Raw genomic sequence first — 14026 nt, forward strand, 5'->3', positions numbered from 1 at the left:
GCACCGTCCGACGACAGGGTTCCCGTGCCCCAGAACACCGCCACGCCGACGCAGGACAGCACCCGGCCGACCTCTCCCCTCCACTGGGCGGCGAAGAGACCGTGGCGGCTGCTCGGTGCCACGGCCCTGCTCACGGTGATCCTCGCCACGGTCGGGGCCATGGCCTCCACCGGACTGTCCGCCGGCGGGTTCACTCCCGGCGACACGGAATCCTCCCGCGTGGAACGCTCATTGGCCCGGCATTTCGGCGTATCCCGGAGTGACCTCCTCCTGCACGTACGAGGCGACGTCGACTCCGCCAGGGTGGCGGCCGAGGGCCGGGAGCTCACCCGGCGACTCGCCGCCGAGCCGGGCGTGGCCGGCGCTCAGTCCTACTGGAGCACCGGGGCCGGCGAACTGCGCGCCAGGGACGGCCGCGCCGCCCTGATCACCATCGATCTGTCCGGTGACGACACTCAGGCCGCGGCCACCGCGGCCCGCATCGTGCCGCACGCCACACAGAACGTCCGGCACGTGGAGGTGTCCGCCGGCGGCCCGGCCTGGACGAGCGTCCAAGCGACCGAGCAGAGCCGCGAGGATCTGCTCCAGGCCGAGCTGATCGCCGCCCCGCTGACCATCGTCATCCTGCTCTTCGCCTTCGGCTCGGCCACCGCCGCCGTGCTGCCGGCCGTCGCCGGCGTCGTCGCCGTGACCCTCACCGGCGCAGTACTCGGGATGCTGACCCGCGTCATGACGGTTTCCGTGTTCGCAACCAATATCACCACCGCGTTGGGGTTCGGGCTCGCGGTGGATTACGCCCTGCTGGTGGTGACCCGCTTCCGCGAGGAACACGCCTCGGGCGCAACCGTCACCGAAGCCGTCACCACCACCATGCGGACGGCAGGCCGCAGCGTGCTCTTCTCCGCGGCGACGGTCGCCCTCGCGCTCTGTGCCATTTTCGTCTTCCCCTTGCCGTTCCTCCGCTCCATGGCCTGCGCCGGGCTGGCCGTCGTCGTACTCTCGGCCCTCGCCACCGTGACCGTCATGCCCGCCCTGCTCACCCTGCTGGGCAAGCGCATCGGCGGCACGACGACCAAGCGGAAGCCGTCCCGGTCACCCTGCGGGCCGGCCGACAGCGCAGCGTGGCGGCGCATCGCCCAGGCCGCCGTCACCCGCCCGCTGCTCCTGGGCGGAGCCTGCGCTGCGGTGCTCATCGCCCTGACGATTCCCTTCGGGCAGGTCCAGTTCGGTCTCCCCGACGAGCGCGCCCTCCCGGCCCACCTGGAGGCCCACGCCACGGGTGACTCCGTACGCCGAGACTTCCCCGCGCCTGCGGACCGGACGCTGGCGGTCCTGCTCCCCGCCACCGACCCCCTCACGCACAGCACCGAACTCGGCCGCTACGCCCAACGCCTCGCAGATGTTCCCGGGGTGGCCAGGGTGGAGGCGGCCATCGGCACGTTCTCACCCGGCGCCTCCTCCGCCGCGCCCGCCACGGGCCGTCAGCGCTTCATCGCACCGGGCATCACATGGCTGACCGTCACCGGCCACTCCTCGTTGGACACGGCCGGCGCAGGCGACCTCGTACAGCACGTACGGCGTGTACCCGCACCCGGGCCCCACCTCGTCGGAGGCCTGCCCGCTCAGCGCGTCGACACGCTCAAGGCCATCGGCGACCGGCTGCCTGCCGCGATCACCATCGCGGGTCTCAGCACGCTGATCCTGCTCTTCCTCTTCACCCGCTCCGTCCTCATCCCCTTGAAGGCACTGCTGCTCGCCGCGCTCAGCCTCACGGCCAGCCTGGGCATCATGGTCTTCGTCTTCCAGGAAGGAAACCTGCAGACCCTGGTCGGCGAGTTCACCGTCACCGGCCAACTGGACGTCACCATGCCGCTGCTGACCATCGTGGTCGCCTTCGGCCTGTCGGTCGACTACGAGGTCTTCCTTCTCTCGCGGATCAAGGAGGAATACGTCCGGACCGGCGCGCACTCCCCGTCCATCGTCTTCGGAATCGCCCGCACCGGCCGACTGGTCACCGCCGCCGCACTCATCGTGGCCACCATGATGGGCGCACTCGCCAGCTCCGGCGTCACCCCGCTGAAGATCTTCGGCACCGGACTCGCCCTGGCCGTCCTCATCGACGCCACCCTCGTCCGCGGCGTTCTCGTCCCCTCACTCATGCGACTCACCGGCGAAGCCAACTGGTGGGCCCCCGCCTTCCTGTCCCGCCGTAGAGCGACCGACATGCTCCTGCCTGAGCACGCCAAGCCACCGGTACCACACCAGCACCCGGCAGAAGGCCCCGCCACCACGCCAAGCCCGTGATCACCCGCCGTGCGCGGGGCCGGCGCATGGGCCGGAGGCACGTACGGTTCACAGATCGGCAAGCGACCGCTTAGTATGCCGCCGAGCGTGGTTCCTCGACGGCGGCTGGAGGCCCCGGATGCAGGCATGGCGAGTACATACCCACGGCGAGCCCCTGGAGGCCATGCGCCTCGACGAGGTCCCCGAACCCGAGCCCGGCGAGGGCGAGGTGAAGCTCAAGGTACTCGCGGCGAACGTCAACTTCCCCGACGCCCTCCTGTGTCGCGGCCAGTACCAGATCCGCCCCCCGCTGCCCTTCACCCCCGGCGTGGAGATCTGCGGCGAGACCGCCGACGGCCGCCGGGTGATCGCCAACCCGAGCCTGCCGCACGGTGGTTTCGCCGAGTACGTCACCGCCCCCGCGGCCGCCCTGCTCCCGGCCCCCGACTCCCTCGACGACGCGGAAGCGGCCGCCCTCCACATCGGCTACCAGACCGGCTGGTTCGGCCTGCACCGCCGGGCCCGGATCCAGCCCGGCGAGACGCTCCTCGTCCACGCGGCCGCCGGCGGCGTCGGCAGCGCCGCCGTCCAGCTCGGCAAGGCCGCCGGAGCCACCGTCATCGGCGTCGTCGGCGGCAAGGCCAAGGCCCGTACCGCCGAGGAACTCGGCTGCGACCTCGTCGTCGACCGCACCACCGAGGACCTGGTCGCCCGGGTCAAGGAGTTCACCGGCGGCCGTGGCGCGGACGTCGTCTACGACCCGGTCGGCGGCGACGCCTTCACCGCCTCCGCCAAGTGCGTCGCCTTCGAGGGCCGGATCCTCGTCGTCGGTTTCGCGAGCGGCACCGTCCCCACTCCCGCCCTCAACCACGCCCTGGTGAAGAACTACGCCATCGTGGGCCTGCACTGGGGGCTGTACGCCGCCAAGGAACCGGCTGCCGTCCTCGCCTGCCACGCCGAACTCACCCGTCTCGCCGCCGAGGGCGCGATCAGCCCCCTCGTCAGCGAACGCGTCCCGCTCGCCGCGGCCGCCGACGCCGTCCAGCGCGTCGCCGACGGCACCACCACCGGCCGGCTGGTCGTCGTACCGACCGGAGCCGCCCGATGACCACCGCCGGCCCGATGACCACCCCCGGCCCGGAGCCCACCGCCGACGATCTCCGCGCGCGCACCCGGCGGTTCCTGGCCGCCCACCCGCCCGCCGGCACCGGCCGCGCCGCCTTCCTGCGGGCCCGTTTCGACGCGGGACTGGCCTGGGTGCACTACCCCGAGGGCCTCGGCGGCCTCGGCGCGCCCCGCTCCCTCCAGGCCGCCGTCGACGCCGAACTCCAGACCGCGGGCGCCCCCGACAACGACCCGCGCCGCATCGGCATCGGCCTGGGCATGGCGGCGCCGACGATCCTCGCGTACGGCACCGAGGAGCAGAAGCGGCGCTTCCTGCCGCCCCTGTGGGCGGGGGAGGAGGTGTGGTGCCAGCTCTTCAGCGAACCCGGCGCCGGCTCCGACCTCGCGGCCCTCGGCACCCGGGCCGTCCGCGACGGCGACACCTGGGTGGTCGACGGCCAGAAGGTGTGGACCTCCAGCGCGCACACCGCCCGCTGGGGCATCCTCATCGCCCGCACCGACCCCGGCCTGCCCAAGCACCGCGGCATCACCTACTTCCTGTGCGACATGACCGACCCCGGCGTCGAGGTCCGGCCGCTGCGCCAGATCACCGGCGAGGCCGAGTTCAACGAGGTCTTCCTCACCGGCGTCCGCATCCCCGACAGCCACCGGCTGGGCGCCGTCGGCCAGGGCTGGGAGGTCGCCCGCACCACGCTCATGAACGAGCGCGTCTCCATCGGCGGCATGCGGCAGCCCCGCGAGGGCGGCATGATCGGCTCCGTCGCCGCCACCTGGCGCGGCCGCCCCGAGCTGCGCACCCACCACCTCCACGACCGGCTGCTGACCCTGTGGGTGGAGGCCGAAGTCGCGCGCCTCACCGCCGAACGGCTGCGCCAGCAGCTCGCGGCCGGCCAGCCCGGACCCGAGGGCTCGGGCATGAAGCTCACCTTCGCCCGCCTCAACCAGCAGATCAGTGCCCTGGAGGTGGAACTCCTCGGCCCCGAGGGCCTGTTGTACGAGGACTGGACCATGCGCCGCCCCGAACTGGTCGACTTCACCGGCCGCGACGCCGGCTACCGCTACCTGCGCGCCAAGGGCAACTCGATCGAGGGCGGCACGAGCGAAGTCCTCCTCAACATCGTCGCCGAACGCGTCCTCGGGCTGCCCTCCGAGCCGCGCGACGACAAGGACCTGCCCTGGAAGGACCTGGCCCGATGACCGACCTGCTCTACTCCGACACGGAGGACGAACTCCGCGCGGCGGTACGGTCCCTCCTCGCCGGCCGTGCCGGCCACACCGCCACCCTCGCCCGCGCCGAGGCCGGCGAGCCGCACGACTCCGCGCTGTGGCACACCCTGGCCGTGGACATCGGCACGGCCGGCCTCCTCGTCCCCGAGAAGCTCGGCGGCCAGGGCGCGACCCACCGCGAGGCGGCGGTCGTGATGGAGGAGCTGGGCCGGTCGGTCGCCGGGCTCCCGTACCTGACCAGCGCGGTCATCGCCACGGACGTCCTGATGGCGTGCGAGGGGCCGTCGGTGGCCGCCCTGCTGGCCGCACTGTGCGCCGGGTCGGTCTGCGTGGCCGCCCTGCCGCTGACCACGGCGCTGGCGGGCCCGCTCACCCCGGCGGTCCACGACGAGGGGCGCGGCGTCCTCACCGGCGCGGTCTCCTTCGTCGCCGACGCCATCGGCGCGGACACGTTCCTGGTCCTCGCCGACACCGGTCTGTACGCCGTCCCGGCCGCCGACGCCGCCGTCACCCCCCAGGTCCCGCTGGACCTCACCCGCCCCCTGGCCGAGGTACGGCTGACCGCGGCCCGCGGCGACCTGGTGGCGCCCCCGCAGGCCGCCCGGGCGGCGCTGTCCGGCGCCCTGCTGACCGGCGCCGGCCTGCTGGCCTCCGAACAGGTGGGGCTCGCCGACCGGTGCCTGACGGACACCGTCGAACACCTGAAGGAGCGCCGCCAGTTCAACCGTCCGCTCGGCTCCTTCCAGGCCCTCAAGCACCGCCTGGCCCAGCTCTGGCTGGACGTGGCCTCCGCCCGCGCGGCGGCCCGCGCCGCCGCCGACGCCCTGGCCACCGGCGCCCCCGACGCACCCCTGACCGTCGCCGTGGCCCAGGCCTACTGCTCCACCGTGGCGGTCCGCGCCGCCGAGGAGTGCGTCCAGCTGCACGGCGGCATCGGCATGACCTGGGAACACCCGGCCCACCTCGCCCTCAAGCGCGCCAAGGCCGACTCGCTGGCCCTGGGCACGGCGGGCCACCACCGCACCCTCGTCGCCGACCTGGCCGAACTCCCCGCCCCCCGGTCGTAACCCCCGCGCCCCGGCCCGGCCGTGACCGTCCACCCGGGACGGCCACGGCCGGGCGGCCGGGCGGCCGTAGCCGGTGACTTCCCCTTTCCACCTCCCCTTTCCGGCTCCCCTTTTCACGTCCCGCTGCCACCTCCCCCGCCGGCACCGCGGAGCGCTCCGGTCCCTACCCTGGCCCCATGACGGCCACCACCATCGAACGGCTCACCGCGGCCGGACTGCGCACGCGTCGTGACGAACTCGCGGTCCTGCTCCTGGACATCGTCGCCGACGGCGCCTCCCTCGGCTTCCTCGCAGGCCTCGACCATGCCGGCGCCGCCGCCTGGTGGGACGGTCTGCTGCCCGCCCTCGAGGACGGCACCCTGGCCCTGTGGGTCTCGCACACCGACGGCCGGATCGACGGCACCGTCAGCTGGAGTCGCGAGACCAAGCCCAACGGCCGCCACCGGGCCGAACTGCGCAAGCTCATGGTCCACCCCGCCGCCCGCGGCCGCGGCACCGCCCGGGCGCTGCTCGCCGAGGCGGAGGCGGCGGCCGCGGGCGCCGGAGTGCTGCTGCTGTTCCTGGACACCGAGACCGGCAGCGGCGCCGAGGGCGTCTACCGCGCCGCCGGCTGGACCGAGGCCGGCGTCATCCCCGACTACGCCGCCGACCCCCACGGCGTCCTGCACCCCACCACTTTGTTCTACAAGCAGGTGACCTCGCCCGCCGCGCCGCGTTAGACCCCGTAGCCGCCGGCCCACCGAGCGAGGGAGTCCGCATGTACGCAGGCATCGCACCGCCCACCCGCCGTACGGTGCTGCGCACGGCCTTCACGGCGGCCGTCCTCGCCGGTACGGCCGCCGTTCTCGCCCCCGTGCTCCGTGCCCGCCGGCCCCGTCCGGTCACCGCCCCCGCACCGCTGGCCGAGGAGACGTACCGCGGGCGCCACATCCTCGTCGGCCGCGACGACGTGCGGATCGACGGGCGGACCCTGCACGTCATGCGCCGCGCCGACGGCAGCTACCTCAGCGGCATCAACCACTTCGAGTCCTTCGCCACGCCGCTGGAGCTGGCCCGCGCCGCCGTCGACGAACTCGGAACCGCCCAACTCGCCGCGCACGCAGCCGCGTCCCACCGCGGCTGAGGCGGACCGAGGCAGCAAGGAGAGCCCCGCGTGTACACCCGGCAGAACCAGAAGAACCTGACCTCCGCCCAGAAGAAGCGGTTCGTGGCGGCCGTCCTGGAGCTCAAGCGCGACGGCACGTACGACACGTTCGTGCGCACCCACGACCGCTGGTTCGTGCCCGACCGCGACAGCAAGCTGCGCGTCGGTCACATGTCGCCGTCCTTCTTCCCCTGGCACCGGCGCTACCTCATGGAGTTCGAGAGCAAGCTGCGGGCCCTGGATCCCGGTGTCTCCATCCCCTACTGGGACTGGACCACCGACTCCAGCCCCGTCTCCTCCCTGTGGGCCGAGGACTTCCTCGGCGGCACCGGCCGCGCGACCGACCGCAAGGTGATGACCGGCCCGTTCGCCTACGACAAGGGCAACTGGACGGTACGCGTGGGGGTTTCCGAGGCGCCGTACCTCACCCGCAACCTCGGCCGCCCGAACAACCCGATCAAGCTGCCCACCGCGGCCGAGCTCCAGTGGGCCCTCGACGCCACGGTCTACGACGCCGGCCCCTGGGACTCCACCGCCCCCGACGGCTTCCGCAACCGGCTGGAGGGCTGGGCCGCGCCGCGCAGCGAGCGCTGGCGCAACCACAACAAGGTCCACCAGTGGATCGGCGGGCACATGACCGGCGGTACGGCCCCCAACGACCCGGCGTTCTGGCTGCACCACGCCTTCGTGGACCTGCTCTGGGACCGCTGGCAGGCCAAGCACCCCCGGGCGGTCGGCTACCTGCCCGCGCGCCCGCTGCCGCTCGGTGACCTCCAGCGCGGCCGGGTGCTGGCCCTGGACGAGCCGATGCCGCCGTGGAACGTGACCCCCCGCGAACTCCTCGGCCACCAGGGCGTCTACCGCTACGAACCCTGACCGCCCGGCGCCACCCACATGCCGTACGGTGGCGTGCGGGCGGCGGCACGGACGGCGAAGGGCCCCCGCCGTCCGGCGGGGGCCCTCGGCCGATCTCAGACGATCAGCGGTGCGGCACTCAGTGGCCGTAGCCGCCCTGGGTGTGGTGGTCGTTGCCATCCGACGCGTTCACGCAGGCGTTGCCGAACGCCGGGTTCAGCGCGGCGATCACGTTGACGGTGTTGCCGCAGAGGTTCACCGGGATGTGGACGGGGACCTGGATGAGGTTGCCCGAGGCGACACCGGGGGAGCCGACCGCCGCACCGTGCGCTCCGGCGTCGGCGGCGGCCATCCCGGCACCGGCGGCCAGGACACTGCCGGCGGCTGCGGTGACGGCGACGGCCTTCGCGATACGCGACATCAAGATCTCCTCGTGTGAATGGGGTGCCGCACTGGCTGCGGCATTTGACATGGCGTACAACGCGGCGGCGGCCCAGGGGTCACGGGCGTTGCGCCTACTTGGTGATGAGAACCGTCACGCGGGGAACTCGACGGAACGGAACAGCTGTGCCACCGGCGCGCTGGCGCCCGGCGCCACCTCCGCCACCGGCGAGCCCGCGCACCCCCGGTCGCGGTAGAGCCGTACCGCCTTCCGGGTGTGGTTGACCACCGCCCGCGACCCCCCGCCACCCATCTCCACCGTGTTCGCGCAGCCCCGCCGCTCCGGGATCGCGTGCACCCGGTCGTCCTGGCCCATGTACTGGAAGTCCGCCCCGGCGGCCCGGGCTGTGCCCGCGACCGCGGTCAGCAGCAGGGCGGGAGCGACGGCGGCGAGCAGAGGACGGGGGATACGCATGGATGCCTCGCGCGGTGATAGGAGGGTGCGGCTGTCCGGAGTGCAACCGCCCCCGCCCCCGCCCAGGTCACGCCTTGTCACCCGTGGGTGGCTGTGCGACCGTGCGCGCAGCCCCGTATAGATGGGGTGGCAGACGCGCGGCAGGCAGGAGAGCACGATGGGCGCAGCGGACGGCCGTCCCCGGGTGAGCACCGGGCACGGTGTGGTCGAGGGCCGGACCGAGAACGGGATCGCGGTCTTCCGCGGCATCCCGTACGCCGCCCCGCCCGTCGGCGCCCTCCGGTTCGCCGCGCCCGCGCCGCCCGAGGCCTGGGACGGCGTACGGGACGCGGGCGCCTTCGGGCCCACCGCGCCCAAGAACCCCTACCCCGAGCCCTTCGCCGGGCTGCTGCCCGACCCCGACGTGCCCGGTGACGACTGCCTGAACCTGAACGTCTGGACCCCGCGACCGGCGCCCGGGGCCGGGCTGCCGGTGATGGTGTGGATCCACGGCGGCGCCCTGACCCGGGGCTCCTCCGCCTGCCCCGTCTACGACGGAGCGGCCTTCGCCCGCGACGGCGTGGTCCTGGTCTCGGTCAACTACCGGCTCGGCGTCCTCGGCTACGGGCTCTTCCCCGACGCCCCCGCCAACCGGGGCCTGCTGGACCAGATCGCCGCCCTGGAGTGGGTGCGCGACAACATCACCGCCTTCGGCGGCGACCCGGCCCGTGTCACCGTCTTCGGCGAGTCCGCCGGCGCGATCAGCATCGGCTCGCTGCTGGCCGCGCCGCGGGCGGCGGGGCTCTTCGCGCGGGCCGTCCTGCAGAGCGGCGCCCCCGAGCTGCTGGAGCGCGACCGGGTGCGGGCCATGGTCCGCCGGATGGCGTCCCTGCTGAAGGTGGAGGCGACCGCCCGCGCCTTCGCCGCCGTCGACCCGGCCACGCTGCTCGCCGCCCAGGGCGCGGTGCTGCGGCGCTCCGGGGCGCTGCTCGGCGGGGCGGCCTTCGGCCTGGTCGCCGATCCGGACACGGTTCCCGCCGATCCGCTCGACGCCCTCGTCGAGGGCACGGCGTCGGCCGGGGTGCCCCTGCTGCTGGGCTGGACCACCGAGGAGTACCGGCTCTGGCTCGCCCCCACGGGCACCCTGACGTGGCTGGACCGGCTCGGCCCGCTGGCGGGGACGCTGGCCCGGCTGCGCGCCGGCAAGGACCGGGCCGCCGTACGGGCCCTGCGCGCCACCCGGCCGGCCGCCGGACCCGGGGACCTCGCCGGCCACCTGCTCACCGACGCGCTGCTGCGCGACCCGCTGCACCGGCTGGCCGCGGCCCGCCGCCCCGCGCCCGCCTACCTCTACGAGTTCGGCTGGCCCTCCGGGGTCCCCGGGCTCGGCGCCTGCCACGCCCTGGAGCTCGGCTTCGTCTTCGACACCCTGGCCGTCCCGGAGTCCGCCTGGTTGGCCGGGGCCGGCGCCCCGCAGGCCCTGGCCGACGAGATGCACGCGGCCTGGGTGGCCTTCGCGGCCACCGGCAGCCCGGGCTGGGACCCCTACGACGGCGCGGGGGCGCCGAGGAGCTTCGGCGGGCCGGCGACGGCGGATCCGGGCGCGGAGCCCGGCGGTACCGCGCGGCGGACTAGTCCGACACGGGTCCTTCCATGACCTTGCTGATGAACTGGATCGGGCCCTCGCCCATGTTCGGCACGTAGGTCTTCGCGTTGTGCTGGCCGCCCTCGATCACCCGCAGGCTGGCGTGGACGGGGCCCTTGCCGTAGGTCGCGATGAACTTCTGCACGTCCGGGAGGGTCTTCTTGTTGCTCTCGTTCGTGCCGACCTGGAAGGCCAGGTAGACGTCCGGCCCCTTCTTGTCGATGAGCTGCTTGGCCAGCACCTCGGGGTTGTTCTCGGCCTTCTCCTTGTCGTGGCCCTTCCACAGCGGGGAGTCCGGGACGATGTCCGGGCCCGAGGCGATGACGGCCTTGAACTGGTCGGGGTGCTTCAGGACGGCCTTGAGGCCCGCGAACCCACCGGTGGAGGAGCCCATGAAGGCCCAGCCGTCACGCGACTTGATCGTACGGAAATTGGCCTTGGTGAAGTCCGGCACGTCCTCGGTCAGCCAGGTGCCCATCTTGGGCTGTCCGGGGATGTCGGAGCCGTCCCAGTAGATGCCCTTGTCGTCGGGCTGGGGGTTGAGCACCGGCATGACCAGGATGAACGGCTTGCTCTTGCCCTCGTGGTACCACTTGCTGATGCTCGTCTGGAGGCCGAGGTCGGTGCCCATCCAGTAGTTGTTCGGGTACCCGGCGCCGCCCGGCAGGGCGATCAGCACGGGGAAGCCGCTCTTCGCGTACTTCGGGTCCTCGTACTCCTTGGGCGCCCAGACCCATACCTTGCCCGTGAAGCCGGACTTCTTGCCGGTCAGCGTGGTGACGGCGACATGGGTGCCGTCGGGCAGCGTCATCGAGTTCTTGAAGTCCGCGGCCGGCCCGGTGGGCATCAGGATCTTGGAATTGGCCGCCTGCTGGTTCCCGCCGGCCTGGCCGCCGCCCCCGTTCCCCTTGCCGAAGGAGACCGAGGACCCCTTGTCGGTGAACGGCGGTATCTCGAAGTACGTCATCACGCCGGCGGCTATGCCGCCCAGCGCCAGCACGCTCACACCGGCGATGATCCAGCGGCGCGCCCGGGCGGGGCGGCGCGGCGCGCCGGCCTCGTGCTCGCGCTGCTGGAGGCCCTCGCGGTAGCCCTGCTGGTACCCCTCCTGGTAGCCCTGCTGGTACGCGGGCGGCCGCTGCCCGTCGCGCGGGCCGTCGGGCCGGTACGGCGGGAACTGCCCGTCAGGTGAGTACGACATGTGCGGTGGTCTCCGGCTGGTGCTGCCCCGGGCGGGGCGGATGAACGCTTTTCCGTTCGAAGGATGAACGGGAGCTCGCCGCAGTTCCGCATTTTTCCTTCTCTTGGCACGGCCTTGGGACAACCGGGAGGGCGGCCGGGGCGGGCCCGACCGGCGACCGTCGCGCGGCTGTTTCCGTGCCGGGGTCTGGCCCTCGCACGGGGCCGTCGGTAGGGTGCCGCACGCCGCAGCCCCGCCCGCTTACCGCGGGTAATCCCAGGCAGAGAAAGGTACCCATGACCTTCCAGCGCCGCCTCCTGATCCTGGTCACCGCCGTCGTGCTGCTCGCCGGGGTGGGCGTGGCCGCCGTCGTCCGCGCCTCCTCCCGCGCGGCGGAGAAGGACCAGGCACGGGCGGGCGGTCCCACGGTCGAACGCGGCCGGGTGAGCCTGGCCCCCGGCGACGGCGGGCGGCGCATCGTGTTCCGCAACATGGCCTGGGGCCCGCACCGCGACGAGCTCGCCACCGTGCCCGCCGGCCGGCCCGACGGGCCGCGTACCGCCTCCGGGGTGACCTGCCTGCGCTTCCACGCGGCGGCCGGCACCGGGATCTGCCTCCAGGCGGCCAGGAGCGGTGTGCAGGACGCCTACCGGGCCGTGGTGCTCGACGCGGGCCTGAAGGAGGTCTCCGCCCGGGACCTGGCCGGCATCCCCACCCGGGCCCGGGTCTCGCCGGGCGGCCGCCTCGCGGCCTGGACGGTGTTCGTCGGCGGGGACTCGTACGCCGGGACGGACTTCTCCACCCGGACCTCGGTCCTGGACCTGCGCACGGGCGCCTTCGAGGCCTCGCTGGAGGACTTCGCGATCCGCAGGGACGGCCAGGAGTACAAGGCCGCCGACGTGAACTTCTGGGGGGTCACCTTCACCCCCGACGAGCGCGGCTTCTACGCCACCCTCGGCACCGGCGGCAAGACCTACCTCGTCCGCGGCGACCTCGCCGCCCGGACCGTGACCACCCTGCGCGAGAACGTGGAGTGTCCGTCCCTCTCGCCCGACGGCACCCGGATCGTCTTCAAGAAACGTGTCCCCGACCAGCCCGCCGAGAGCCCCTGGCGGCTGCACGCCCTGGACCTGGCCACCGGAGCCGAGACCCCGCTCGCCGAGCGGCGCAGCGTGGACGACCAGGTGGTGTGGACCGACGGCGCGACGGTCGCGTACGCGCTGCCGGGGGACTTCGGCGCCGACCTGTACGCCGTACCGGCGGACGGGGGCGGCGCCCCGGCCCCGCTGCTGGCCTCCGCCCTGGCCCCCGCCCTGCTCGGCGCGACGCGCTGAGCAGACCGTGGGCAGGGCGGGGCAGGGCAGGCAGGGCGAGGGAGAGGGGACGGGGACCGGGGACGGGGTGCCGCCCGCGGCCCAGCAGGACCGTTACGCCGGGATCAGCGTCTTGCGCCGGCGCCGCGAGGAGGCCCGGGCGGACAGCCGCAGCTCGATGATCGAGCGCACCGCCGGCCACTCCTCGTCCAGGATCGAGTAGAAGGCCGTACTGCGCACCGCGCCGTCGAGCCCGCGCGAGTGGGCCCTGCGGACCCCTTCGCTGGTGAATCCCAGCCGCTCCATCGCGGCCCGGGAGCGGGTGTTGCGGGCGTCCGCGCGCAGCGAGATGCGGCGCACACCCCAGGTCTCGAAGGCGTGGCGGAGCATGAGCAGCTTCGCCTCGGTGTTGATGCCGGTGCCCTGGGCACTGGGGGACAGCCAGGTGTTGCCGATCTCCGCCGCGTCCGGGACCGCCGTCAGCGGATCCCCGTACGGCACCCCGGGCACGGCGGGCCAGACCAGCGGACCCTGCCAGTAGTCGAGTTCCAGGAACCTGGTCGAACCGACCACGCGCCCGTCCTTGGCTCTGATGACCGCGAACGGGAGCGACCGGCCCGCCGCCTGATCGGCGAGGGCGCGTTCGATGTACTCGTGTGACGCCTGCACCCCGTGGGGTACCGGGGTGAAGGCGTAAGTCGTACGATCCTCGGCCCCGGCCAGGGCCAGAGCCTCGGTGTGGTGGGGGGCGAGGGGCTCGAGCCGCACGGAGCGGCCGGCGAGGAGTACGGGTACGGGCACGGAGCCTTCGGTCCTTCTGGATGGTGGGGTGGTGGCACAGTGTGCGCTCCTGACGTCACCCCCCGCGCAAAACGCGAGTGAAAGGCAACGGGCGGTCAGGTGAACGCGCGAGTGGCTCAATGTAGCTCCTTACGGTCTTCTCATGAACCCCCTTGTGGGCAACGGCGCGACACTGTTTTTTGATGACCTTGGCGCGCGGGTCGGGCAGGTCGTTCCCATGGTTCACGGACACCCCCGCGAGCGCACCCCCTGGGAGGCCCAAACGGTGGCCCCGGAGGCCGCCGCCGCGCCCGCAACTGCCCTCTGACCTGCGGAAACAGGGAGAAGCTACGGATCTTCCCGGAGAGCGCCCGCCCACGGTCGCTGCGGGCCGTCCACGGGGTCCGCGCGGCTGCGCCGTCCGGGGCGGGTACGCCGTACGGCCGCCGTCCTCTCGACGTGTTGTCGAGCGGGCCTCCGGGCGTGCCCGCGGGCACGCCCGGAGCGGCCGCCGGCCGCGCCGAGTGGCCCAGGTGGCGGGGCGTCGATTGGCCCTGCCGGGCGGGCCAGCG

At 73.6% G+C, this 14026-nt stretch carries 13 protein-coding genes; 9 read left to right on the plus strand and 4 right to left on the minus strand.

Translation table 11 applies throughout. The features are described from left to right. The first annotated feature begins 24 nt into the window (after positions 1-24). The 7 genes from ACZ6KO_RS05735 to ACZ6KO_RS05765 all read left to right on the plus strand — a co-directional run bounded on the left by ACZ6KO_RS05735 (position 25) and on the right by ACZ6KO_RS05765 (position 7722). Positions 25-2304, plus strand: a complete 2280-nt coding sequence (locus ACZ6KO_RS05735) for an MMPL family transporter (protein ID WP_469300407.1) — start codon at positions 25-27, stop codon at positions 2302-2304. 118 nt (positions 2305-2422) lie between these two features. Further along, positions 2423-3391, plus strand: coding sequence for an NADPH:quinone oxidoreductase family protein (locus ACZ6KO_RS05740; RefSeq protein ID WP_469300409.1), 969 nt, complete (start codon positions 2423-2425; stop codon positions 3389-3391). Next, entirely contained in the window at positions 3388-4605 is a 1218-nt protein-coding gene (locus ACZ6KO_RS05745; RefSeq protein WP_469300412.1) for an acyl-CoA dehydrogenase family protein, read from the plus strand. The genes ACZ6KO_RS05740 and ACZ6KO_RS05745 overlap by 4 nt, the downstream gene beginning before the upstream one ends. Next, complete coding sequence (locus ACZ6KO_RS05750) at positions 4602-5702, plus strand: acyl-CoA dehydrogenase family protein (RefSeq protein ID WP_469300414.1); 1101 nt, start codon at positions 4602-4604, stop codon at positions 5700-5702. Before ACZ6KO_RS05745 ends, ACZ6KO_RS05750 begins: the two co-directional genes overlap by 4 nt. 176 nt (positions 5703-5878) lie before the next feature. After that, positions 5879-6421, plus strand: a complete 543-nt coding sequence (locus ACZ6KO_RS05755; protein WP_469300418.1) for a GNAT family N-acetyltransferase — start codon at positions 5879-5881, stop codon at positions 6419-6421. Between the two features lie 38 nt (positions 6422-6459). Continuing rightward, on the plus strand, positions 6460-6825 hold the full coding sequence (locus tag ACZ6KO_RS05760; protein WP_469300419.1) for a tyrosinase family oxidase copper chaperone: 366 nt from the start codon (positions 6460-6462) through the stop codon (positions 6823-6825). A gap of 30 nt (positions 6826-6855) precedes the next feature. Further along, positions 6856-7722 (plus strand): tyrosinase family protein, encoded by an 867-nt coding sequence (locus tag ACZ6KO_RS05765; protein WP_469300423.1) that lies wholly within the window; start codon positions 6856-6858, stop codon positions 7720-7722. Positions 7723-7840: 118 nt separating this feature from the next. Here ACZ6KO_RS05765 and ACZ6KO_RS05770 read toward each other — a convergent pair whose 3' ends face one another. Both ACZ6KO_RS05770 and ACZ6KO_RS05775 read right to left on the minus strand, forming a co-directional pair. Next, positions 7841-8122: a chaplin gene (locus tag ACZ6KO_RS05770; RefSeq protein ID WP_469300426.1), complete on the minus strand. Its 282-nt coding sequence runs from the start codon at positions 8120-8122 to the stop codon at positions 7841-7843. Positions 8123-8236: 114 nt separating this feature from the next. Next, positions 8237-8557 (minus strand): hypothetical protein, encoded by a 321-nt coding sequence (locus ACZ6KO_RS05775; RefSeq protein ID WP_469300428.1) that lies wholly within the window; start codon positions 8555-8557, stop codon positions 8237-8239. 157 nt (positions 8558-8714) lie between these two features. Here ACZ6KO_RS05775 and ACZ6KO_RS05780 point away from each other — a divergent pair, with 157 nt between their 5' ends. Then, positions 8715-10193: a carboxylesterase/lipase family protein gene (locus tag ACZ6KO_RS05780; RefSeq protein WP_469300430.1), complete on the plus strand. Its 1479-nt coding sequence runs from the start codon at positions 8715-8717 to the stop codon at positions 10191-10193. On the opposite strand, the gene ACZ6KO_RS05785 is transcribed toward ACZ6KO_RS05780, so the two are convergent. Further along, positions 10168-11382: an alpha/beta hydrolase gene (locus tag ACZ6KO_RS05785; RefSeq protein ID WP_469300433.1), complete on the minus strand. Its 1215-nt coding sequence runs from the start codon at positions 11380-11382 to the stop codon at positions 10168-10170. The two genes, ACZ6KO_RS05780 and ACZ6KO_RS05785, sit on opposite strands and share 26 nt — an antisense overlap. 275 nt (positions 11383-11657) lie before the next feature. On the opposite strand from ACZ6KO_RS05785, the gene ACZ6KO_RS05790 reads away from it, so the two are divergent. Next, positions 11658-12695 carry a TolB family protein gene (locus ACZ6KO_RS05790; protein WP_469300435.1) on the plus strand — a complete coding sequence of 346 codons (1038 nt, stop codon included), beginning with the start codon at positions 11658-11660 and terminating at the stop codon, positions 12693-12695. 93 nt (positions 12696-12788) lie between these two features. On the opposite strand, the gene ACZ6KO_RS05795 is transcribed toward ACZ6KO_RS05790, so the two are convergent. After that, positions 12789-13475: a GNAT family N-acetyltransferase gene (locus ACZ6KO_RS05795; RefSeq protein ID WP_469300438.1), complete on the minus strand. Its 687-nt coding sequence runs from the start codon at positions 13473-13475 to the stop codon at positions 12789-12791. Positions 13476-14026 lie beyond the last annotated feature (551 nt).

The organism is Streptomyces sp. NPDC042102, assembly GCF_055582305.1.

What these genes read in the sequence shown, in the direction of transcription:
- ACZ6KO_RS05740 (WP_469300409.1), top strand. Translation starts at nt 2,423, where the DNA reads ATGCAGGCATGGCGAGTACATACCCACGGCGAGCCCCTGGAGGCCATG.
- ACZ6KO_RS05745 (WP_469300412.1), top strand. Translation starts at nt 3,388, where the DNA reads ATGACCACCGCCGGCCCGATGACCACCCCCGGCCCGGAGCCCACCGCC.
- ACZ6KO_RS05750 (WP_469300414.1), top strand. Translation starts at nt 4,602, where the DNA reads ATGACCGACCTGCTCTACTCCGACACGGAGGACGAACTCCGCGCGGCG.
- ACZ6KO_RS05755 (WP_469300418.1), top strand. Translation starts at nt 5,879, where the DNA reads ATGACGGCCACCACCATCGAACGGCTCACCGCGGCCGGACTGCGCACG.
- ACZ6KO_RS05760 (WP_469300419.1), top strand. Translation starts at nt 6,460, where the DNA reads ATGTACGCAGGCATCGCACCGCCCACCCGCCGTACGGTGCTGCGCACG.
- ACZ6KO_RS05770 (WP_469300426.1), bottom strand. Translation starts at nt 8,122, where the DNA reads ATGTCGCGTATCGCGAAGGCCGTCGCCGTCACCGCAGCCGCCGGCAGT.
- ACZ6KO_RS05775 (WP_469300428.1), bottom strand. Translation starts at nt 8,557, where the DNA reads ATGCGTATCCCCCGTCCTCTGCTCGCCGCCGTCGCTCCCGCCCTGCTG.
- ACZ6KO_RS05780 (WP_469300430.1), top strand. Translation starts at nt 8,715, where the DNA reads ATGGGCGCAGCGGACGGCCGTCCCCGGGTGAGCACCGGGCACGGTGTG.
- ACZ6KO_RS05785 (WP_469300433.1), bottom strand. Translation starts at nt 11,382, where the DNA reads ATGTCGTACTCACCTGACGGGCAGTTCCCGCCGTACCGGCCCGACGGC.
- ACZ6KO_RS05790 (WP_469300435.1), top strand. Translation starts at nt 11,658, where the DNA reads ATGACCTTCCAGCGCCGCCTCCTGATCCTGGTCACCGCCGTCGTGCTG.